Below are 20,450 nucleotides of genomic sequence, written 5' to 3'. Positions count from 1 at the left end.
AAAGTAAGTAGTTATAGGCTATACAAATACTCTCATGGTTATTGTTTGAGGTAGAGTTGCAAGATTGTTGAACAGTTCTACAGGATTTTAAACAGAATTACCTGTATTAGCCATATTTACTAGCAGTTCTGTATGTAATTAACAATACATTCAAAATAATAATATATTTTATACAAAATACTTTAATTTTTTAAATGTTTTTGTGGTTTTTATTGGTTTTTTGTTGATCTGAATTAATTTTTAGTAAATATTCTCTTACCTGTTAAAGATTATTGTGCTTTCTTATAGTTAGAAATGGTTAATTAAGGTAATAAAATGATGGAAAATGGAAAACGATTTGAAGATATGCTTTCTCGCTTTGTTGGTAATGGTCCTTATTTAGAAATAGATGGTGAAAAGTATATTGACGCGGCTTCGGGAACATTTAACCTCCCACTGGGGTACACTAATCGCAGAATAGCAGAAAAATTAAAACAGCAGATCGATAGATGTACACATTTGAGTTCAGCTTATACTCATGAAATGTCGCAATATATTCTGAATAAATTGGTTAAACATACTCCTGAAGGAATTAATAGAATATGGTTGCGGGATGTTTCCGGTTCCGGGGCGGTTGAATGTGCCATTCGTATTGCTCAAAAAGCAACAGGGCGGTCAGGGGTTATCTCTTTCTTTCTGGCTCATCATGGTCAGTCTTTAGCTACAGCGCAAATTTCGGGTAATGCTTTTAGAATTAAAGATTTTCATGTCAATATTGATGGCTCTTTAAAAGTGCCGACTCCTGCCAGCGTCATGTCTGAATTGGAACCGGGTACAGAACAAAATCAGTATTTTGATCTGGAACAATTTATTCAATTGGGATCAAATGACAATATTGCCTGCCTCATCATTGAGCCTATTCAAGGAAATGGTGGAAATATCGTTTTCCCTGTTGATTTTTACCGTAAGATTAGAGATATCTGTCATAAACATGACATTATCATTATTGCAGATGAAGTGCAGACAGGATTTGGACGCACAGGAACATTCTTCGCATCAACCGGTTACGCCAAAGAATTAGAACCAGATATTATTGTTTTCGCGAAAGGCGCTGGTGGCATAGGTATTCCTACCGGTGGTGTATTGATGCGTAGCTCATTGGATGTATTAGAGTCTTTCGAACATTCCAGCACATCAGGCGCTAACCCTCTTTCACTCACAGCTCTCAACGAAATTATCGATATTATCGAAGATGAACATGTTCTAGAGAATGTGCAGAGCAACGAAGCTTATTTGTGTAATGGCTTATTAGCATTACAGCGTAAATATCCAGAAATTACCGGTGTCAGAGGCGTCGGTTACATGTTTGGTTTTGATACGCCATCACCGGAATTTGCTGCAAAAGCGATTGCAACTGCGAACAGTCATCATTTGATCATCCGGGGTTCTCGTTATGGGAAAGGCCGTGCACTCAAAGTTCGCCCTCCATTAATTTGCACTAAGGAACATTTAAGCGAGATTTTGCATAAATTGGATCTGACTTTTGCGGATCTGACTTTAGATATGCTGGATAACAAGGAGGTCGCATAATGAAAGCACTTAAATTTAATCAGATATGGGATGTTCAAATCCGGGATGTTGAACCGTTACATTGTGTTGAGTCTGATGATGTGGTGGTTGATATTGCGGTTTGTGGTGTCTGTGGTACGGATGTTGGGATTATCACGGGTTCTTACCCTGTTGCGATTCCGGGGACGACTCTTGGTCATGAAACGACGGGTGTTGTCACTCAAATAGGAAGAAGTGTTACGCGTTTTCACGTGGGTGACCGCGTGGTGGTCAACCCTACTTATTCCTGTGGGCATTGTCGGATGTGTCAGACAGGAAGCCCAAATCATTGTGAAAAAAAATTGGGAACCGAAGCTGGGGTTTCTTATGACGGAGCATTTGCTGAGCAGTATCTGGCTAAAGAGAGTTCACTGATAAAACTGGATGATCATGTCAGCATGGAAGAGGCATCACTGACCGAGCCGCTTAGTTGTACATTGACTGGGGTCGATAAGCTGGGTATCACTCATACTAATATTCGTGCAGCAGTGGCTGGCGCAGGTCCAATGGGTATGCTCTATATTTGGGCTTTACATGCCAGAGGCGTCGAGGCTTTCATGGTCGAGAAAAACGAGAGTCGTGTTCAGTTTGCCAGAGAAAATCTGCCGCCGGAATGTGAGCTGTATACTGATTTTGATGAGGCTTTAACGCAGAAATATGGCGATAAATCGGCACTTATCGATCTATGTGTAGATACTACCGGTCAGTTAACCGAGTACATTTTCGAACATCTGGCTCCTGGCGGAAAATTGCTGAATGTTGCGCTTAAAGATAAACATGCCAACCTTGATCTTCTTAAGATTGCGGATAAGAGTCTTTCAGTCATTGGTTCTATTGACTCTCTGAATAACAGTTTTGAACGTGCTTATACTATGATCCGGGATGGTGTGATTCCGGCGGGTCGTCTGGTCAGTCAGATCTTTGATTTTAATGATTACTTGCAGGCTTTTCTCACTGTGGGTTGCGATATTGCGGGTAAAACCCAAAAACCGCTCTATACGCCAAATTGTAAAGTGCTGATCCGCATTTCCGATCTCAAGTAATGGAATTTTTCACATGGACAAATTTAATGTGATTTTTGATATTGATGGGGTCATTGTCGATAGTGAGCAATTGCACTTTGATGTTCTTTGTGCGTTGGCCCCTGATTACACACATCATGTACAACCGCAGCAACTTATCGGTCTGAGTCTGGAGGAGACGCTGGATTATATTGGGGTTCCAGCTCAACAGCAGCAAGAGATCACGGCTAAAATTGTCTCTGTTTACAAAGATAAGCTGTCTCAAAGTTACCTTCGCCCAGGGATTGCCGGGCTGATAGTGGCTTTACAACAGCACAGCATCCCTTTTGGTTTTGTCTCTACTGCGCCGCGTGAAGTGTGTTTGGCTAATATTGGATTATTGGGATTGAGCGAAAGCCCAGCTTTGATCTCTGGTGACGATGTTGTAAGAACGAAACCGAATCCCGATCCCTATCTTGCCATGTTGGAATTGAAGTCTATGGATGTTCATCAAACATTGGTAATTGAAGATACAGATTTGGGGATTACAGCAGCAACACAGGCAGGTATTCCCTATGTGTATGCCTGGCCTCATGCGTTATCCGTTGCAGAACAGTATCAACAGGCCACCCGCATTATCGGAGCGCTGACAGATATTCCGCAATTTTCTAGGATTAATTTTGCATAGTTTAATGCCCTCCGTTAGTTATATCGGAGGGCATTTTTATTTATATAGAAGGAGTATGCGTTGTCTGATCTGAATATGGTTTCTTTGGTAAAACAACCCATCATGGCGACGCGCGTCGCTTTTTTTATTGCCGGCTTTAGTCTTGCAAGTTGGGCTCCCCTCATTCCTTTAGCGAAAGAACGGCTACAACTTGATAATGGCGCGATGGGGCTTCTGATGCTGGCGTTCGGTATTGGCTCTTTCATCATGATGCCGATGGCAGGAATGTTGGCCGCACGTTTTGGATGCCGGCAAGTTTTCACTTTATGTGCCCTGTTAGTGCTGGTTATGTTGCCGGGTCTCAGCGTATTACCTACACCACTGACACTGGCCTGCGTTTTATTTATCTTTGGTGCAGGTATTGGCGCGATGGATGTTGTAGTAAATATCCACGCTGTTATGGTAGAAAAAATGGCTCAGCGGCCGATCATGTCTGGCTTTCACGCGTTATTCAGTTTGGGGGGAATAGCTGGCGCAGGCTCGGTCAGTGCATTATTGTCTCTAGGAATATCACCTTTTCAGGTGATGATCATGGTGGCGCTACTTATTATCTTGTTGCTGCTGCCTGCATGGAGTGGGTTGTTAAATGAAGCAGAATCGGGTAGTACGCCGTTTTTTGCTGTTCCCCGTGGAGTTGTTGTTTTACTGGGCTTTCTCTGTTTTGTTGCCTATATCATGGAAGGCTCAATGCTGGATTGGAGCGGTATATTATTAACCAGTGTACATAATATCAGCAGTCATCAGGCTGGAATCGGTTACACTCTTTTTGCTATTGCGATGACATCTGGTCGCTTTTTGGGGGATAAGATTATTGCCCTTTATGGGCACCGGCGGGTTTTTATCAGTAGTGCCTTATTAGCGACCTCTGGATTTATCCTTATTTACTCAGCATCAACAGCAATAATATTAGGACTTTCCTTCCTGATGATTGGCGCAGGTCTCTCTAATATAGCACCCATGCTTTTTACTGCTTCCGGTCAACAGAAAATTATGCCTGACTCGCTGGCAGTTGCGGCGGTTTCTACAATGGGATATTCAGGGATATTACTTGGGCCTGCAATTATCGGAGGATTAGCACATGTTGTGACATTACATGGTGCTTTTGCTTGTGTTGCTTTACTCTCTGTTTCCTTACTTGCAGGATATAAATTTATTAATCCAAGCGGAAGATAATAGAGGGAGCTCCTATGAGTTTGTCACAATATGATTGGCTGAATGAACCATCTGATTGGCAAGCTGGAAGTGACTGGCTTAATGTCACTACAGATCATAAAACCGATTTTTGGCAACAAACATGGTATGGTTTTCAACGTCATAGTGGTCATGTTTTTGGGCGTTATGTTGAGGATAATTTTACCTTTCAACTCTGTATTGAAGGATGTTTTGAGCATTTATACGATCAAGCTGGAATTATGCTATTGGTGGATGAAAAACATTGGTTGAAAGGAGGAGTTGAATATTCTGATGGTCATGCCTCGATTGGTAGTGTGCTGACACGTCATCATTCTGATTGGTCTATGGGCGTATTTCCGGGTGATTCTAGTAAATTTTGGTTACGTTTGACTCGTGAAGAGGGATATTTAAGACTGCAATATTCCACTGATGGTTTTCGGTGGCCATTGTTGAGGTTATCTCCTTTTTTTGAAGATAAACAACCTGTCTTTGTTGGTGCAATGTGTTGTTCTCCAGAACGGCACGGATTACAGGTGCGGTTTTCTGATTTCCAATTGACGCCGCCAATAAAAAAACCATTGCATGATTTAAGTTAGCCAGAATTGTTTTCGGATAATTATGCTAATTAAAACAGGCTGTAAAACACCCGAAGCAATATGCTTCGGGTGTTATGTATCAAGGTTAGATGCCTTAAACTTTTTCTAAAATAAAACCAGTAAAGTCAGCGGTTGCTCCACTTGGTCTGGGGCCAATTTGATCTTTCAGCAAGTAAACGCGTAAAAGTCCTTCTTCATCTGTACTTAATTCGATAGAACCTGTTGTAAAATCGGTGCTGCTTACAGCAAAAGAATCCGGGCCTGATGTGCGATTTTGTAAACCAAAATAAGCTGGTGATGATTCTGCTGATAAGCGAGCGGTACCAGTCAGTTTATATTTAGTGTTAGGCTCTAATCCTTCTATAATTTGATCAATGACGCCAGAACCCGTAACGCTTTGGATTCTGATAAAGTTAATTCCATTCTCGGATAAGATTTTTACTGTTTCAGGAACTGGGATTCTCCAGCCGTTATATCCCTCTTCGAATGAACCGTTAACCAGTTCTTTATGAGAGTTTTTCTTATTACCAGAATAATCTTCGTTATTTAGGATTTCTTGTACGTTCATATATTTAGTCCTTTTTAAATAGATAGAAATAAATTTAACTTTTCTTAAGTGCTTTGTTTTTCGGTGAGCACTTTATCAATGACAGGAGAATACTCAATCGTATTTTTTATTGATGGAGATTTGTAATTTATTGTATCAATTAATAAAAAAATAAGATAAATGCGTGTAAGTTTCAATATATACAGTGTATATAGTCTCTTTCTTTCCTTCATTGTCGGTGGAAATTTATTCGCTCCTTGCATTCAACGTTGCTGAACAATCCTCTAAGATAGGTCAGATTTTTGTTGTCTATTTTTCGAATGGCTTGTAGCTAGGCATCTAAAGGAATTTAATATATGGGAAATTAGATTAAAAAATTAATAATCTTTAATTGTATTAATTTTTTCTCTGTCCGGTTATTTAATTTATTAAATATTCTGAAGATTTAATAAATTACTTGATAAAAAAGAAGTCATAGACGATTAATTAGGGGTTATTAGATAGGAGTCCTTTCCTTACTATAAACCTGAAAAGTTATCGACCTAAATAACTATCCCAATCTTTCCAGACAGGTTGTAACCCTGCTTTAGTCAATACATCCGCGACCTGATAAACGGAACGGTTATCATGCGGAATAAATTGTTCTAATTCTTCGTGGCTATTGTCTGCGTAACCTCCGGGTTGGGTTTTTGAACCTGCGCTGACATTATTGATTGCCAGTGGTATTACGTGATCGCGAAAGAATGGAGATTCCCGAGTAGAAATAGAAAGTTCTACATCTGGCGCAAACAGACGAAAAGCACAAATCAGTTGTACCAGTTCTGCTTCACTCATTAATGATGCAGGTTCAATACCTCCGGCACAAGGCCGCAAACGTGGGAATGAAATTGAATAACGGCTTTGCCAATATGTGCGTTGTAAAAAGAATAAATGTTCAGCCACCATATAACAATCTGTCCGCCAGTGATTGGATAGGCCAATTAATGCTCCCAAACCAATTTTATCGATTTTTGCCCGGCCAAGGCGATCCGGTGTTTCTAGTCGCCAGTGAAAATCTTGTTTTTTACCTCGTAGATGATGCAGTCGATAAGTTGGCTCATGATAGGTTTCTTGATAAACCATCACACCATCCAGCCCCAACGTTTTGAGTTCTGAATATTCTTCCTGAGTCATTGGCTGGACTTCCATCATTATGGAACTGAAATGTTTACGGATAAGTGGCAGATAACGGCGGAAATAATCCATACCTACTTTACTCTGATGCTCCCCCGTGACTAATAGCAGATTGTCAAAACCCAGAGTTTTAATCGCCTGACATTCTGCAATAATTTCATCTTTATTTAGTGTCTTGCGCTTGATGTGGTTACTCATTGAGAATCCACAATAGGTGCAATCATTGGCGCACAAATTCGAGAGATAAAGCGGTACATAAAAACCAACGGTATTACCGAAGCGTTGACGAGTCAATTTCTGTGCCCGTTGCGCCAGCGGTTCTATATAGGGTTTCGCCGCTGGTGAGAGCAGCGCCATAAAATCATCCAGATTTAATTTATTGCTGCTCAATGCCCGTTCGACATCCTGCGAAGTTTTGCTGTTAATACGAAGAGTAATGTCATCCCAACCCAGTTGCCGCCAGTGATAACCAAAACTGTTGTTTAAAAGATGATTAGCCATTAGAACGTTCCCAGAAAATCAGTCAATGGACTGGATGCAACAGCATGTTGTTTTGGACTTGCCAGGCCAGCCTGATGGGATAATTCACCTGCTCCAATTGCCATTCTGAATGCCTGTGCCATTTTTACTGGGTTACGCGCGACGGCAATAGCGGTATTGACCAATACGGCATCAGCACCCAGTTCAATTGCTTCCAGTGCATGGCTTGGTGCGCCGATGCCCGCATCGACAACCACCGGCACCTGTGCTTGCTCAATAATAATTTGCAGGAAATCCCGCGTTAGCAGCCCCTGATTAGAGCCAATCGGCGCGCCCAAAGGCATGACTGCCGCGCAGCCCACTTCTTCCAGACGTTTACACAAAACAGGATCCGCACTGCAATAAGGCAGAACGACAAATCCGTCTTTGACCAGCATTTCAGCGCCTTTGAGCGTTTCGACTGGATCGGGCAGCAAATATTTCACATCAGGATGGATCTCCAGTTTGATCCAGTTTGTTGCCAATGCTTCACGGGCCAGACGGGCCGCGAACAGAGCCTCTTCTGCGGTTTTGGCTCCAGACGTATTTGGCAGCAATTTGACGCTAAGTCTTTGTAATGGCGCCAGAATGGCGTCATTACCTCCCTGCAAATCAATGCGTTTCATCGCCATCGTGACAAGCTGACTGCCTGAGGCCGCTATAGCCTGAATCATTAAATCTGAATTAGCGAATTTGCCTGTACCAGTAAACAAACGGGAATTAAAAGTAGTATCAGCGATCTTTAACATATCAACCTCCGGCAATAGCCTGAAACAAAAGGATATTGTCCCCGTCATTAACTTGGTGCGTACTCCAGTTCGAACGCGGAATAATGGTTTGATTAATGGCCAATGCAGTCCCCGGTTGCGCTCGTTCAAGTTGTTCTAGTAATTGCTGTAGAGCCAGAGGAGCGGTAAGCTCCATCAACTGGCCATTTATAGTAATTTTCATGCCATATCTCCGCAGATCGGGCATTGCTGCGATTGACTGAGCTGTAGCGTGCTCCAGCTTTGCTGCTTACCATCAAATAGACGAAGTTTGCCGCTCAACGGAGAGGGAAGTCCGCTTAACATTTTGATGGCTTCCAATGCCTGCAATGTGCCGATGACGCCGACGACCGGACCTAATACACCCGCAGTTCGGCAATTGCGCTGTGGTTCTTCCTGATCAGGGTAGAGGCAGGTATAGCAGCCGTGAGGATAAGGGGGTTCAAGCACCATAAGCTGACCGCTGAACCCAACGGCACTGCCGCTGATTAAGGGTTTTCGTGTTGCGACACAAGCCGCATTGATAGCATGGCGGGTTGCTATGTTGTCACAGCAATCAAGAACCAGATCGACCTGTTTTACGATTTTTTTCAGCGATTCCACGTCTTGACGTTTATTAAGAACAGTTATTTTTACCAGTGGATTAAGGGCATTGAGTTGATTAGCTGCAAGTTCAGCTTTTGCCGAAGGGATATCCTCTGTGCGGTAAAGGATTTGCCGTTGTAAATTGGAGATGTGCAGTTGGTCATCATCAGCGAGATAAATTGTTCCCACACCCGCCGCAGCGAGATAGAGAGACGCAGGGGCACCCAGCCCTCCTAGACCGACAATCAGTACACGGCTGGTTTTCAGTTTTTCCTGCCCCTCAGGGCCGATATCTTCCAGCAACAGTTGTCGGCTGTAACGCATAAATTCTTGATCATTCAACATAAGAACCTCTCAATACCGTCAACTAAATGCCTTCAACCAAATGAATCAACTGCGCCGTTGCCTGACGCCAATCCTTTGCTTTGGTAATCGCACTAACCAGCGCTACACTGCCAACTCCCGTAGCAATAACATCCGGTACACGTTCGAGAGAGATGCCTCCGATAGCGACAGTAGGGTAATCCGGTGTGTTTTCTACCTGTCGTTTTAGTGCTTCCAGCCCTTGTGGAGAAGAGGGCATTGCTTTGGTAGTCGTCGGGAAAATATGGCCGAGGGCGATATAAGATGGACGTAAAGATTTTGCCCGTGCCAATTCTTGTTCATTGTGAGTGGAAATGCCTAACCGTAATCCGGCTTTTTGAATTGCATTCAGATCGGCGTTATCTAAATCTTCCTGCCCCAGATGAACACCGTAAGCGCCATGTTTGATCGCCAGTCGCCAGTAATCGTTAATAAATAAACGAGCGTTATATTGGCGGCCCAGCATGATGGCCTGCTTAATTTCGCCCTCGATCTGATCTTCTGGCAGGTCTTTGATTCGTAACTGGATAGTGGTAATTCCTGTCTTTAACAGGCGGGAAATCCATTCCAGCGAATCCACGACCGGATATAGCCCCAATCTATGTTCAGTCGGGGCAAATGAGGCATTAGGCAGATTACTCATGAGATACGCCCTCCGCACTGTGATACAGCTCGCTGCCGCGGGCGCGAAATTCTTCTGACATCTGTTCCATACCGGCGGCATAATCGCGTACTTCCTGAGAGATCTTCATTGAGCAGAATTTAGGTCCGCACATAGAACAGAAATGAGCAATTTTACCGGAGGCTTGTGGCAGAGTTTCGTCATGATAGGCTCGTGCGGTCTCTGGATCGAGCGCCAGATTAAATTGATCTTCCCAACGAAATTCAAATCTTGCTTTTGACATAGCGTTATCACGGATTTGTGCGCCTGGATGACCTTTGGCGAGATCGGCGGCATGAGCAGCAATCTTGTAGGTTATCAGTCCTTGCTTAACATCATCTTTGTTTGGCAGACCAAGATGTTCTTTCGGCGTCACATAACAGAGCATGGCGCAGCCAAACCAGCCAATCATTGCTGCACCAATGCCTGAAGTGAAATGGTCATAACCTGGCGCAATATCTGTCGTCAGTGGCCCAAGAGTATAGAAAGGGGCTTCATGACAGTGTTCCAATTCTTCTGTCATATTGCGACGAATCATCTGCATTGGAACGTGTCCGGGGCCTTCGATCATCACCTGAACATCATATTCCCAGGCAATTTTGGTCAATTCGCCTAATGTGTGTAGTTCTGCAAATTGGGCTTCATCATTGGCATCTTGAATAGAGCCGGGGCGCAGGCCATCCCCTAATGACAGGGAAACATCATAAGCGGCACAGATTTCACAAATCTCGCGAAAATGTTGGTAGAGGAAGTTTTCCTGATGATGAGATAAGCACCATTTCGCCATAATTGAGCCACCGCGGGAGACAATCCCGGTCAGGCGTTTGGCTGTCATCGGTACATAGCGCAGCAGAACGCCTGCGTGAATAGTGAAGTAATCCACCCCTTGCTCTGCTTGTTCCAGCAAGGTATCACGGAACATTTCCCAGGTGAGGTTTTCCGCTACGCCATTGACTTTTTCCAGTGCCTGATAAATGGGGACGGTACCGATAGGAACCGGGCTGTTACGCAAGATCCATTCGCGGGTTTCGTGGATATAACGGCCAGTGGAGAGATCCATTACTGTATCTGCTCCCCAACGGGTAGACCAGATTAGCTTTTCTACTTCCTCTTCAATAGAAGAGGTCACTGAAGAGTTACCGATATTGGCGTTAACCTTCACCAGAAAATTACGACCAATAATCATGGGTTCTGATTCAGGATGATTGATATTGGCAGGAATAATCGCCCGGCCAGCAGCGATCTCCTGGCGGACAAATTCTGGTGTGATATTTTCTGGCAACTGAGCGCCGAAGCCTTGCCCGGCATGTTGTTGGCGTAGCACATCACCGCAGATACGTTCGCGCCCCATATTTTCCCGCAGCGCGATAAATTCCATTTCCGGCGTGATGATGCCTTTACGGGCATAGTGCAATTGAGTCACGCGCTTGCCTTTACCGGCTTTTAATGGATGAGGGCGGTTATTGAAACGTAAATGATCGAGGCCAGCATCCGCCAGACGTTGCTGAGTAAAATCAGAGCTAAGGGTGGTAACAGGTTCAGTATCTTGGCGTTCATCGATCCAGTGCTGGCGCAGTTTAGTTAACCCAACATGCACATCTAGCATGGAATCAGGATCGCTATAAGCGCCGGAAGTATCGTAAACAGGAATAGCTTCGTTTTCCTCATATTGCGGTTCTTCTTTGGTTCCACCGATCAAAGTGGGTGATAACTGAATTTCCCGCATTGGGACTTGGATATCGTCACGTGAACCTTGGAGATAAATTCGTCGTGAGTTAGGGAATGAAACTCCCTGAATAGAATTAATAAACTCCTGAGCGGCCTCGCGTTGAGCTTTACGTGGACGTGCCGGGCTGGGTTTTGGCGAAATATCAGTTGCAGGGATAACAGTATTATTAGACATAGCAAATTCCTAACTGTGTTATTGGGAAAGTTGCTTGTCTGGAGCTCGCAGGGAGTAATAATTGATGGCTGAATGGACTCTTAGAAAACTTGGTGAGCCGACAGCGGTTGATTACTCTTGTTCCCTTCGCGGGTCTTAACCCGATCAGGTTCCGCGGATCCCGAATTAACGGTCTCAGCCTGTGTATGCTGCGATAAAACAGCTTACGCTAGGCACTCCGACAAGAAAGTACACATTAGTATAGAAGGGATTATGAAAACTACAACCCTTGATAAATGAAAGTATTTACAATGACCATGTTAGCTGTTTCCAGCTATGTTGTTCTGCTTGAGCTTGCAAATGGGTATCGGCATTGACGGTAATCACCTCATCGGCAAACTGACACATCGGCAGATCATTAATCGAATCACTATAAAAACGGATAGTTTCAGGATAACTGTTTTGTTGCTCCAACCACTGTTTCATTCGTTTTACTTTACCTTCCCGAAAAGTGGCAATACCGTCTATTTTGCCGGTATAACAGCCGTTTTCTATTACCATATCAATGCCCAGCGCAGTGTGAATACCAAATTCGGCAGCAATCTTTTTCACAATAAAAGAGACGGTAGCAGAGATAATCATGACTGGAACCTGTTGCTGTTGATACTCTTCAAGCAGAGCTTTGGCTTGTGGATAAAACCGTGGTCTGATTTTCTCTTTAATAAATTCGGTGAGCCAGACATCAATCTGCTCTAGCGGAACCTGATGTAATGTTTGCAGGCTAAATGCCAGATAGTCATTCATATTCAGCATACCTGCGCTGTAATCAGCCGCCATTTTTTTGTCTGCTGCGATAAAACTGGGATCAGTAATTATGCCTTTTTCCCATAAGAATTCTGTCCATATAGCGCTGGAATCACCGGAGATTAAGGTGTCGTCCAGATCAAACACTGCAAGCAGTTGTGGCATGATGTTATGTTCCTCAGGTCAAAGCACATTGATAGCTGAGAATCATGCCTGCCATTGCCTGGTCAGGCAATACAACATATAACAATAAGACACTCTTTTTCTGATGAAAAAGCGTATGATTTATACACATATTAAAATAATTTAAGATGTCATAGTGATGATGCAACAACAAATTACAGGAACAGAACGTGGCTGGTGGATTATCAGCTATGAAAATCGTATTTGGCTCCCGGAAGGGGAATTACCTTTTGGAATTGCTGTCCAATGGTCATTGCAAGGAAAAATAGCGTGGCCTATTGGTGAATGGCAGGGTGAGAAAGTTTGGCTTATTTGTCAGAAAATGACTTCAGATATGGTTTCGCTGCGGCAAATTATTTCAAGTGATAGTGGGCTGTTTCAGTTAGCTGGCCGTGGAATGCAGTTGGCGGAGTTTTATCGCTCTCATCGATATTGTGGTTATTGCGGTAGTGAAATGTATCATAGTGTCAGTGAATGGGCTTGTTTGTGCCATCACTGTCATGAACGTTATTATCCTCAGATTGCGCCTTGCATTATTGTCGGTATTCGTCGCAATGATCAGATTCTGCTGGCGCAGCATCAACAGCATCGTGGAGGGATATACACAGTACTGGCGGGATTTGTTGAAGTCGGTGAAACACTTGAAGAAGCGGTCTCCCGTGAAGTCATGGAAGAGAGTAATATTAAAATCTGCAACTTACGTTATGTGGCTTCTCAGCCGTGGCCTTTTCCCCATTCATTGATGATGGCATTTTTGGCTGATTATGACAGTGGTGAAATCCGTCATGATCCGAAAGAGCTGATTAGCGCAGACTGGTATCGCTATGATCAACTGCCATTGATCCCGCCAGCCAATACGATAGCCCGCCGATTGATTGAAGACACGGTTGCTTTATGCCGAAATGCGTAATGTTCTGTTTGGCGCGATTCAACGGGAGAGATTTGTCTGTCATGTTACAATGGCAGTAAATCATTGCAGCCAGATAATATTGCGGCCAATAAATAAATGGAGTCTGTTATGAATGAATTGAAAAACGACCGCTATTTGCGAGCTTTACTACGCCAACCCGTTGATGTTACACCTGTATGGATGATGCGTCAGGCTGGTCGTTATTTGCCGGAATATAAGGCTACCCGTACCGAGGCAGGTGATTTTATCTCTCTGTGTAAGAACACTGAACTTGCTTGCGAAGTCACCTTACAGCCTTTACGGCGTTATCCATTGGATGCGGCGATTCTCTTCTCCGATATTCTCACTATTCCTGATGCAATGGGGTTGGGACTCTATTTTGAGGCAGGAGAAGGCCCGTGTTTTAAATCCCCTATTTTGAATCGTGCTGATGTAGAAAAACTGCCGGTTCCTGATCCTGAAATGGAGCTGGGTTATGTGATGGATGCAGTGCGTACAATTCGTAAAGCACTGGCGGGTCAGGTTCCTTTGATTGGCTTTTCCGGTAGCCCGTGGACACTAGCGACTTATATGGTGGAAGGCGGTAGTAGTAAGGCATTTACTAAAATTAAAAAAATGATGTATGCCGAGCCCGCTGTCATGCACTTATTGCTGGATAAACTGGCAGACAGCGTTACCCTTTACCTTAATGCCCAGATTAAAGCGGGTGCTCAGTCCGTGATGATTTTTGATACTTGGGGAGGCGTGCTGACGGGGCGAGATTATCGCGAGTTTTCCCTGCGTTATATGCACAAAATTGTTGATGGCCTGATCCGTGAAAATGAAGGTCGCCGTGTGCCGGTAACATTGTTTACCAAAGGTGGTGGGCAGTGGCTGGAAGTAATGGCTGAAACGGGTTGTGATGCCCTTGGTTTGGACTGGACGACAGATATTGCTGATGCACGCCATCGTGTAGGGAATAAAGTGGCTTTGCAGGGCAACATGGATCCATCTATGTTATATGCCGCTCCAGAGCGGATTGAGCAGGAAGTTTCGACAATTTTGGAAGGTTTTGGTGTGGGTTCTGGTCATGTTTTTAACCTTGGTCATGGTATCCATCAAGATGTATCTCCGGAACATGCTGGTGTATTTGTTGAAGCGGTACATAAACTTTCAGCTAAATATCATCAGTAAAAATATGATTAACACGAAAGCATTACGTCAGGAACAAATAGAAAAGGCTCAACACGTCATCCATTATGATGATTTTTCTTCACCAAAATTGATTGCAGGGGCTGATGTGGGCTTTGAACAGCAGGGAACGGTTACCCGCGCAGCTATTGCTGTTCTCTCTTATCCTGCCCTTGAGCTGGTGGAGTATCAGATAGCCCGAATTGAAACTACACTTCCTTATATCCCTGGTTTACTCTCTTTTCGTGAATACCCTGCATTGATGGCTGCTTGGCAGTTGCTGAAACACACACCTGATCTGGTCATGGTGGATGGTCATGGTATTGCTCATCCACGTCGTTTAGGTGTTGCTAGCCATTTTGGTTTATTGGCGAATGTACCGACGATTGGCGTGGCAAAACGTCGTTTATGTGGTGAAAGTGAACTATTGGGTGAGCAACCCGGCAGTTGCCAGCCTTTGATTGATAAAGAGGAACAAATTGGTTGGGTATGGCGAAGTAAAAAACGTTGTAATCCATTATATATTTCTACAGGACACAGAATCAGTCTTGATAGTGCATTGCTATGGGTAGAGCGTTGTGTGAGAGGTTATCGTCTACCTGAAACTACCCGTTGGGCGGATGGTATCGCCTCAAATAGGGTGTTTTTTGAACAAATGATGCAGAAAAATCCTTAAATTCGGTGTAAGCGTGTGGATCTTCTTGAATTTCAGGTAAACTGCGAAGCAAATTATGCATTAATGAGTAAGAACTAATGTTACGAAACCCGATACATTTACGGTTGGAAAAACTTGAAAGCTGGCAGCATCTGACTTTCATGGCGAGTTTATGCGAACGGATGTATCCAAATTACCAAATGTTCTGTCGTCAGACAGCGTTCGCGGACCCTGCTCTTTACCGCCGTATCTTGGATTTGGTGTGGGAAATATTAGTGGTAAAAGATGCCAAGGTTAATTTTGATAATCAGCTGGAAAAGTTGGAACAGATCATTCCGTCAGCCGATGATTATGATATTTACGGTGTGTACCCGGCAATTGATGCGTGTATTGCATTAGGGGAAGTACTCCATGCCCGTCTGAGTGGTGAGACATTGGAGCATACAATTGCAGTGAGTGAAATTTCAATTCGCACCGTTGCTATGCTTGAAATGACCCACGCCGGGAAAGAAATGACCGATGAAGAATTAAAAGTATTACCTGCCATTGAACAAGAGTGGGACATTCAATGGGAAATTTATCGCTTATTGGCCGGCTGTGAAGAGCGGGATATTGAGTTGATTAAAGGATTGAAAGCTGACCTCCGGGAGTCAGGAATTAGCAACATTGGCATAAATTTAACGCAGTAAAGTGAAAAAACGTGATTTAATGCTTTAAATGCCATGTTCAAAGGCTTCACTTTTGCCCCCACTCTGTTCTACATTTGGGGGGTGAAAAGAAGTGGCTATCGGTGCGTGTATGCAGGGGTGCTGTCATTCGGCATATCCGTCGCACTCGATGCTTTGCAAACGATAAACACACTGTAAGGATAATCTATGAATAAGACTGAATTAGTTGATGCAATCGCAGAAAGCGCAGACCTGACCAAAGCTCAGGCGAAAGCGGCTCTGGAATCAACTTTGAATGCAATTACTGAATCCCTGAAAGAAGGTGATTCAGTACAATTGGTGGGCTTTGGTACTTTCAAAGTTAACCATCGCGCAGAGCGTACTGGCCGTAACCCTCAAACCGGTAAAGAAATTACAATCGCTGCTGCGAATGTACCTGCTTTCTCTGCTGGGAAGGCATTGAAAGACGCAGTTAAATAATTTCATTGCAAAAAAGAAAAAATAGAAGGGGTATCTCTCCCCTTTTGTTGGTTCGTCAGGGGCTGATGACACTAGGATTCGTCTTCGCGCTCAGCGCCTGTACCAATCAACCAAAAGAACCTTCTTTTAGTGCAAGTGGATTCATCGCAGATAATGGCGTTGTCCGCTTGTGGCGCCTCAACGATCAAAATAGTAAGCCTCTGGTTCTAATGAGTGTTTACAGCCCTTACCGTAACGGCAATACCATCGTGACTTTTTATGAATATAAACAGGGTGATTTACGCCAAGTTCGTCGTGAAATTCTGAATGATGAAAATCCATTGGCTGAACAACTTCGTTTAGATAAATCCGGTGATGTGATTTTTATGCAAAAACAGTCGAAAATGCGGCGTGAACCACTTTCCAGTGATGATATTGTTCGCATGCAGTTTGACGCTAAACGGGCTCTTGAGTTAAGTGATGCGCTGATCGTGGGAAATGTGCGTTTGATGCAAGGACATTGGCATAACGGCAAAGTCACTACTTGTGCGGGTGACACGATTTCCGTCGAGTTTGAACCCTACGCGAGGTCATGGCTTGAACAGCGAGAAAAAAGAAGCTACGGTCAATTAACCATTGCCTGGTTGGAAGCTTCGGCTGGCCGCGAATTACTGCTGGTAGCCAATAACGACTTCTGCCGTTGGGAACCGACGAAGGACAGCCTCTGACCTCCGCCAGTTTTGTGATTACTTCAGCCGGTTAATTGCCCGGTATCCAATATCTTTGCGGTAAAAACAGCCACTCCATTCAATCTCCTCTGCTTGCTGGTAACTGTTTTTCTGTGCGTCGGCAATGTTTTTTCCCAAAGCGGTAACACATAGAACACGCCCACCTGCGGTAATAACATCACCGTCTTTCAGCGCTGTACCTGCATGAAAAACCTTGATGCTTTCATTTTCTTGTTGGGACAAGCCATGAATAATATCCCCTGTGTGATAATCAGCAGGATATCCGCCGGCAGCCAGCACTATACCCAGAGCAGGGCGTTCGTCCCAATCAGAAGTTTTACCAGTAAGCTCGCCTTTTGCACCGGCTAGACAAAGTTCAACTAAATCGGAACGCATACGCATCATGATTGGTTGAGTTTCCGGATCGCCAAAGCGACAGTTAAATTCAATCACTTTTGGTTCGCCATTCTGGTTGATCATCAACCCGGCATAAAGAAAACCGGTATAGACATGATCTTCAGCAGCCATACCATTAACTGTAGGATAAATAATTTCTTCCATAATACGCTGGTGGATTGCATCGGTGACGACCGGAGCGGGTGAATAGGCCCCCATTCCCCCAGTGTTCGGGCCGGTGTCACCATCACCTACGCGCTTATGATCCTGGCTGGTTGCCATAGGAACGACATTCTTGCCATCGACCATAACGATAAAGCTCGCTTCTTCGCCAGTTAAAAACTCTTCAATAACAATCCGATGGCCTGCATCACCAAATGCATTTCCGGCCAGCATATCTTTTATCGCGGACTGGGCTTCTTCCTGTGTCATCGCAACAATTACACCTTTACCCGCAGCCAACCCGTCAGCTTTTATGACAATAGGTGTGCCGACTGTATCCAGATAGGCGAGAGCCGGTTCGATTTCTGTAAAATTCTGATAAGCCGCCGTTGGGATTTGATGGCGAGCCAGAAAATCTTTGGTGAATGCTTTTGAGCCTTCTAATTGAGCGGCTGCCTGAGTTGGACCAAAGATAGTCAACCCCGCTTTTTGGAATGCATCGACAATGCCAATGACCAATGGCGCTTCAGGGCCAACGATAGTCAGCCCGATATTATGGCTTTGTGCAAATGCTAACAGGCTATTGATATCTGTCGCTGAGATATCAATATTTTCCAGATTGCTTTCCAGAGCGGTTCCTGCATTTCCTGGAGCAACATAGACTTTATCAGCCAAAGGAGACTGGGCTGCTTTCCATGCCAGAGCGTGCTCGCGTCCACCGCTACCAATAATTAAAATATTCATTCAGTTTACTCCTGCTATTGATTAGTGGCGGAAATGGCGCATGCTAGTAAAAATCATGGCGAGACCATGTTCATCAGCCGCTGCAATGATTTCGTCATCACGGATAGAACCGCCTGGTTGGATAACACAGCTCACGCCGGCAGCTGCTGCCGCATCAATGCCGTCACGGAATGGGAAAAATGCGTCAGAAGCCATTGCACACCCCTGAACCTCCAAACCTTCGTCGGCGGCTTTAATTCCAGCAATTTTAGCAGAATAGACGCGGCTCATTTGGCCTGCACCGATACCGATGGTCATATCATTTTTTGCATAAACAATTGCATTTGATTTGACAAACTTAGCGACTTTCCAACAGAACAGGGCATCTTTCATTTCTTGTTCCGTGGGTTGACGTTTGGAAACTACACGTAAGCTATCTGTAGTTACCATGCCAAGATCGCGATCTTGGACCAGCAGGCCGCCATTAACACGTTTGAAATCAAGACCAGCAACGCGGGTTTCCCATTTGCCACTGACCAAAACACGGACATTTTGCTTGGTAGCCAAAATGGGTAATGCATCTTCATTTATTGAAGGGGCGATAATTACCTCAACGAATTGGCGATCGATAATGGCTTGTGCAGTTTTAGTATCAAGTTCGCGGTTGAACGCGATAATACCGCCGAAAGCTGAAGTAGGGTCTGTTTTGAATGCGCGATCATAGGCTTCGTGAATATCTTTACCTATTGCTACGCCGCATGGGTTAGCGTGCTTAACGATAACACATGCAGGCTCTGAGAATTCCTTAACACATTCCAAAGCTGCATCTGTATCAGCAATGTTATTATAGGAAAGCGCTTTACCTTGTAATTGCGTTGCCGTTGCGATGGACGCTTCAGAGATATTCTCTTCTATATAGAAAGCGGCGTCCTGATGACTGTTCTCGCCATAACGCATATCCTGCTTTTTAGTGAAATTTAGATTCAGGGTACGAGGGAAACGCCCTGATGGTTGAGTGACGTCACCGTAATAAGGCGGAACCAGTTTGCCAAAATAGTTAGCAATCATACTGTCATAAGCAGCAGTGTGTTCAAATGCCTTAATTGCTAAATCAAAACGGGTCGATTGTGTCAGTGAACCTTGATTGTTATCCATCTCTTCAATGATTTTTTCATAATCATGACTATTAACCACGATCGCGACATCTTTGTGGTTCTTAGCAGCAGAGCGAACCATTGTTGGTCCACCGATATCAATGTTTTCAACAGCATCTTCCAAAGTGCAATCTGGTTTAGCAACGGTTTGTGCGAATGGATATAGATTTACAACTACCATATCAATTGGTGAAATTTGGTGTTGTTCCATAATCTCATCATCTTGCCCGCGGCGACCAAGGATTCCGCCATGCACTTTGGGATGCAGGGTTTTAACGCGCCCATCCATCATTTCAGGAAAGCCGGTGTAATCTGAAACTTCAGTAACCTTCAGACCAGAGTCAGCTAGTAAATGGGCTGTGCCGCCAGTAGAAAGTAATTCAACACCGCGTTGAGATAAGGCTTTTGCAAATTCAACAATCCCTGATTTATCGGAAACACTAAGCAGGGCACGACGGATTGGGCGAAGCTGTTGCATTGGTTTGGTCCCTTGGATTTTATAAGGCAATAACATGTTATTGGGAAGAACCCACTATGTATCAGGACATGAAAAATGGGCACTGCAATAACATTTCAGAACAGTCAGCTAAAATCATGCAATGATTTTAGCCACCGAATTGTAACGAAAACGTTTGCGTGATGCTCGATAAATTTTAACCCAACTAACCATTTGTGGATAAGTCTGTTGATAAATGAGTATAAAGTGGGGTTTTGCTGTGGGATTAATCAAACGATCAATTTTCTTTAAAATAATTATTGCCAGCGGCGAAGAACACCCTATAATGCGCCACCACTGACCGACACAACGCTGACAAAGCGTGTGAGGCCAGGCAGAGCAAAGCAAATAAGCGCTTGAC

At 44.1% G+C, this 20,450-nt stretch carries 22 protein-coding genes and 1 riboswitch; of the genes, 11 read left to right on the top strand and 11 right to left on the bottom strand.

Annotation, left to right across the window (positions count from 1 at the left end; genetic code table 11):
- The first annotated feature begins 318 nt into the window (after window positions 1-318).
- The 5 genes from ABR397_RS18960 to ABR397_RS18940 are packed head-to-tail and all read left to right on the top strand — an operon-like array spanning window position 319 to window position 5,084.
- On the top strand, window positions 319-1,569 hold the full coding sequence (locus ABR397_RS18960; protein WP_407072890.1) for a class-III pyridoxal-phosphate-dependent aminotransferase: 1,251 nt from the start codon (window positions 319-321) through the stop codon (window positions 1,567-1,569).
- Complete coding sequence (locus ABR397_RS18955; RefSeq protein ID WP_350307096.1) at window positions 1,569-2,630, top strand: zinc-dependent alcohol dehydrogenase; 1,062 nt, start codon at window positions 1,569-1,571, stop codon at window positions 2,628-2,630. The genes ABR397_RS18960 and ABR397_RS18955 overlap by 1 nt, the downstream gene beginning before the upstream one ends.
- A gap of 13 nt (window positions 2,631-2,643) precedes the next feature.
- The gene (locus ABR397_RS18950) at window positions 2,644-3,276 is read left to right on the top strand and encodes an HAD family hydrolase (protein WP_350307095.1); all 633 of its coding nucleotides are present in this window, start codon (window positions 2,644-2,646) and stop codon (window positions 3,274-3,276) included.
- Between the two features lie 60 nt (window positions 3,277-3,336).
- Window positions 3,337-4,488, top strand: a complete 1,152-nt coding sequence (locus ABR397_RS18945; RefSeq protein ID WP_350307094.1) for an MFS transporter — start codon at window positions 3,337-3,339, stop codon at window positions 4,486-4,488.
- Window positions 4,489-4,502: 14 nt separating this feature from the next.
- Entirely contained in the window at window positions 4,503-5,084 is a 582-nt protein-coding gene (locus tag ABR397_RS18940; RefSeq protein WP_350307093.1) for a DUF1349 domain-containing protein, read from the top strand.
- Window positions 5,085-5,178: 94 nt separating this feature from the next.
- Here the strand turns inward: ABR397_RS18940 and ABR397_RS18935 are convergent, their stop codons facing one another.
- From ABR397_RS18935 to ABR397_RS18900, 8 genes are all read right to left on the bottom strand, one after another.
- Window positions 5,179-5,652 carry a carbohydrate binding domain-containing protein gene (locus tag ABR397_RS18935; RefSeq protein ID WP_350307092.1) on the bottom strand — a complete coding sequence of 158 codons (474 nt, stop codon included), beginning with the start codon at window positions 5,650-5,652 and terminating at the stop codon, window positions 5,179-5,181.
- A 513-nt stretch (window positions 5,653-6,165) separates the two neighbouring features.
- Window positions 6,166-7,305, bottom strand: a complete 1,140-nt coding sequence (gene thiH, locus ABR397_RS18930) for a 2-iminoacetate synthase ThiH (protein ID WP_350307091.1) — start codon at window positions 7,303-7,305, stop codon at window positions 6,166-6,168.
- Window positions 7,305-8,072 (bottom strand): thiazole synthase, encoded by a 768-nt coding sequence (locus ABR397_RS18925; RefSeq protein WP_350307090.1) that lies wholly within the window; start codon window positions 8,070-8,072, stop codon window positions 7,305-7,307. The genes thiH and ABR397_RS18925 overlap by 1 nt, the downstream gene beginning before the upstream one ends.
- Before the next feature lies 1 nt (window position 8,073).
- Entirely contained in the window at window positions 8,074-8,274 is a 201-nt protein-coding gene (gene thiS / locus ABR397_RS18920) for a sulfur carrier protein ThiS (RefSeq protein ID WP_350307089.1), read from the bottom strand.
- Window positions 8,271-9,020, bottom strand: a complete 750-nt coding sequence (locus tag ABR397_RS18915; protein WP_350307088.1) for a HesA/MoeB/ThiF family protein — start codon at window positions 9,018-9,020, stop codon at window positions 8,271-8,273. The genes thiS and ABR397_RS18915 overlap by 4 nt, the downstream gene beginning before the upstream one ends.
- 22 nt (window positions 9,021-9,042) lie before the next feature.
- Complete coding sequence (gene thiE / locus ABR397_RS18910; RefSeq protein WP_350307087.1) at window positions 9,043-9,681, bottom strand: thiamine phosphate synthase; 639 nt, start codon at window positions 9,679-9,681, stop codon at window positions 9,043-9,045.
- Window positions 9,674-11,602, bottom strand: a complete 1,929-nt coding sequence (thiC, locus tag ABR397_RS18905; RefSeq protein ID WP_350307086.1) for a phosphomethylpyrimidine synthase ThiC — start codon at window positions 11,600-11,602, stop codon at window positions 9,674-9,676. The genes thiE and thiC overlap by 8 nt, the downstream gene beginning before the upstream one ends.
- Before the next feature lie 104 nt (window positions 11,603-11,706).
- Window positions 11,707-11,832, bottom strand: a riboswitch (TPP riboswitch).
- Window positions 11,833-11,887: 55 nt separating this feature from the next.
- Complete coding sequence (locus tag ABR397_RS18900; RefSeq protein WP_350307085.1) at window positions 11,888-12,550, bottom strand: HAD family hydrolase; 663 nt, start codon at window positions 12,548-12,550, stop codon at window positions 11,888-11,890.
- 160 nt (window positions 12,551-12,710) lie between these two features.
- On the opposite strand from ABR397_RS18900, the gene nudC reads away from it, so the two are divergent.
- The 6 genes from nudC to ABR397_RS18870 all read left to right on the top strand — a co-directional run bounded on the left by nudC (window position 12,711) and on the right by ABR397_RS18870 (window position 17,158).
- Window positions 12,711-13,478 carry an NAD(+) diphosphatase gene (gene nudC / locus ABR397_RS18895; protein ID WP_350307104.1) on the top strand — a complete coding sequence of 256 codons (768 nt, stop codon included), beginning with the start codon at window positions 12,711-12,713 and terminating at the stop codon, window positions 13,476-13,478.
- Between the two features lie 108 nt (window positions 13,479-13,586).
- Window positions 13,587-14,651, top strand: coding sequence for a uroporphyrinogen decarboxylase (gene hemE / locus ABR397_RS18890; protein WP_350307084.1), 1,065 nt, complete (start codon window positions 13,587-13,589; stop codon window positions 14,649-14,651).
- Between the two features lie 4 nt (window positions 14,652-14,655).
- On the top strand, window positions 14,656-15,324 hold the full coding sequence (gene nfi, locus ABR397_RS18885) for a deoxyribonuclease V (RefSeq protein WP_350307083.1): 669 nt from the start codon (window positions 14,656-14,658) through the stop codon (window positions 15,322-15,324).
- A 77-nt stretch (window positions 15,325-15,401) separates the two neighbouring features.
- Window positions 15,402-15,992: a YjaG family protein gene (locus tag ABR397_RS18880; RefSeq protein ID WP_350307082.1), complete on the top strand. Its 591-nt coding sequence runs from the start codon at window positions 15,402-15,404 to the stop codon at window positions 15,990-15,992.
- 186 nt (window positions 15,993-16,178) lie between these two features.
- Window positions 16,179-16,451, top strand: coding sequence for a nucleoid-associated protein HU-alpha (gene hupA, locus ABR397_RS18875; protein WP_021322843.1), 273 nt, complete (start codon window positions 16,179-16,181; stop codon window positions 16,449-16,451).
- Window positions 16,452-16,516: 65 nt separating this feature from the next.
- On the top strand, window positions 16,517-17,158 hold the full coding sequence (locus ABR397_RS18870) for a DUF1481 domain-containing protein (RefSeq protein ID WP_350307081.1): 642 nt from the start codon (window positions 16,517-16,519) through the stop codon (window positions 17,156-17,158).
- Window positions 17,159-17,176: 18 nt separating this feature from the next.
- On the opposite strand, the gene purD is transcribed toward ABR397_RS18870, so the two are convergent.
- The 3 genes from purD to ABR397_RS18855 form a co-directional block, all read right to left on the bottom strand.
- Complete coding sequence (gene purD / locus ABR397_RS18865; RefSeq protein ID WP_350307080.1) at window positions 17,177-18,460, bottom strand: phosphoribosylamine--glycine ligase; 1,284 nt, start codon at window positions 18,458-18,460, stop codon at window positions 17,177-17,179.
- A 21-nt stretch (window positions 18,461-18,481) separates the two neighbouring features.
- Entirely contained in the window at window positions 18,482-20,071 is a 1,590-nt protein-coding gene (gene purH / locus ABR397_RS18860; RefSeq protein ID WP_350307079.1) for a bifunctional phosphoribosylaminoimidazolecarboxamide formyltransferase/IMP cyclohydrolase, read from the bottom strand.
- Between the two features lie 114 nt (window positions 20,072-20,185).
- Window positions 20,186-20,450 (bottom strand): hypothetical protein (locus tag ABR397_RS18855; protein WP_350307078.1); only part of this gene is annotated, 265 nt, incomplete at its 5' end.

The organism is Photorhabdus viridis, assembly GCF_040256935.1.
Classification (GTDB): Bacteria; Pseudomonadota; Gammaproteobacteria; order Enterobacterales; family Enterobacteriaceae; genus Photorhabdus; species Photorhabdus viridis.
The sequence above is the reverse complement of the archived record's forward strand: the minus strand, read 5'-3'. Positions and strand labels throughout refer to the sequence as shown.

What these genes read in the sequence shown, in the direction of transcription:
- purH (WP_350307079.1), bottom strand. Translation starts at nt 20,071, where the DNA reads ATGCAACAGCTTCGCCCAATCCGTCGTGCCCTGCTTAGTGTTTCCGAT.
- hupA (WP_021322843.1), top strand. Translation starts at nt 16,179, where the DNA reads ATGAATAAGACTGAATTAGTTGATGCAATCGCAGAAAGCGCAGACCTG.
- ABR397_RS18955 (WP_350307096.1), top strand. Translation starts at nt 1,569, where the DNA reads ATGAAAGCACTTAAATTTAATCAGATATGGGATGTTCAAATCCGGGAT.
- purD (WP_350307080.1), bottom strand. Translation starts at nt 18,460, where the DNA reads ATGAATATTTTAATTATTGGTAGCGGTGGACGCGAGCACGCTCTGGCA.
- thiC (WP_350307086.1), bottom strand. Translation starts at nt 11,602, where the DNA reads ATGTCTAATAATACTGTTATCCCTGCAACTGATATTTCGCCAAAACCC.
- ABR397_RS18915 (WP_350307088.1), bottom strand. Translation starts at nt 9,020, where the DNA reads ATGTTGAATGATCAAGAATTTATGCGTTACAGCCGACAACTGTTGCTG.
- hemE (WP_350307084.1), top strand. Translation starts at nt 13,587, where the DNA reads ATGAATGAATTGAAAAACGACCGCTATTTGCGAGCTTTACTACGCCAA.
- thiS (WP_350307089.1), bottom strand. Translation starts at nt 8,274, where the DNA reads ATGAAAATTACTATAAATGGCCAGTTGATGGAGCTTACCGCTCCTCTG.
- ABR397_RS18880 (WP_350307082.1), top strand. Translation starts at nt 15,402, where the DNA reads ATGTTACGAAACCCGATACATTTACGGTTGGAAAAACTTGAAAGCTGG.
- ABR397_RS18900 (WP_350307085.1), bottom strand. Translation starts at nt 12,550, where the DNA reads ATGCCACAACTGCTTGCAGTGTTTGATCTGGACGACACCTTAATCTCC.
- ABR397_RS18925 (WP_350307090.1), bottom strand. Translation starts at nt 8,072, where the DNA reads ATGTTAAAGATCGCTGATACTACTTTTAATTCCCGTTTGTTTACTGGT.
- nfi (WP_350307083.1), top strand. Translation starts at nt 14,656, where the DNA reads ATGATTAACACGAAAGCATTACGTCAGGAACAAATAGAAAAGGCTCAA.
- thiE (WP_350307087.1), bottom strand. Translation starts at nt 9,681, where the DNA reads ATGAGTAATCTGCCTAATGCCTCATTTGCCCCGACTGAACATAGATTG.
- ABR397_RS18870 (WP_350307081.1), top strand. Translation starts at nt 16,517, where the DNA reads ATGACACTAGGATTCGTCTTCGCGCTCAGCGCCTGTACCAATCAACCA.
- ABR397_RS18950 (WP_350307095.1), top strand. Translation starts at nt 2,644, where the DNA reads ATGGACAAATTTAATGTGATTTTTGATATTGATGGGGTCATTGTCGAT.
- nudC (WP_350307104.1), top strand. Translation starts at nt 12,711, where the DNA reads ATGCAACAACAAATTACAGGAACAGAACGTGGCTGGTGGATTATCAGC.
- thiH (WP_350307091.1), bottom strand. Translation starts at nt 7,305, where the DNA reads ATGGCTAATCATCTTTTAAACAACAGTTTTGGTTATCACTGGCGGCAA.
- ABR397_RS18940 (WP_350307093.1), top strand. Translation starts at nt 4,503, where the DNA reads ATGAGTTTGTCACAATATGATTGGCTGAATGAACCATCTGATTGGCAA.
- ABR397_RS18935 (WP_350307092.1), bottom strand. Translation starts at nt 5,652, where the DNA reads ATGAACGTACAAGAAATCCTAAATAACGAAGATTATTCTGGTAATAAG.
- ABR397_RS18960 (WP_407072890.1), top strand. Translation starts at nt 319, where the DNA reads ATGGAAAATGGAAAACGATTTGAAGATATGCTTTCTCGCTTTGTTGGT.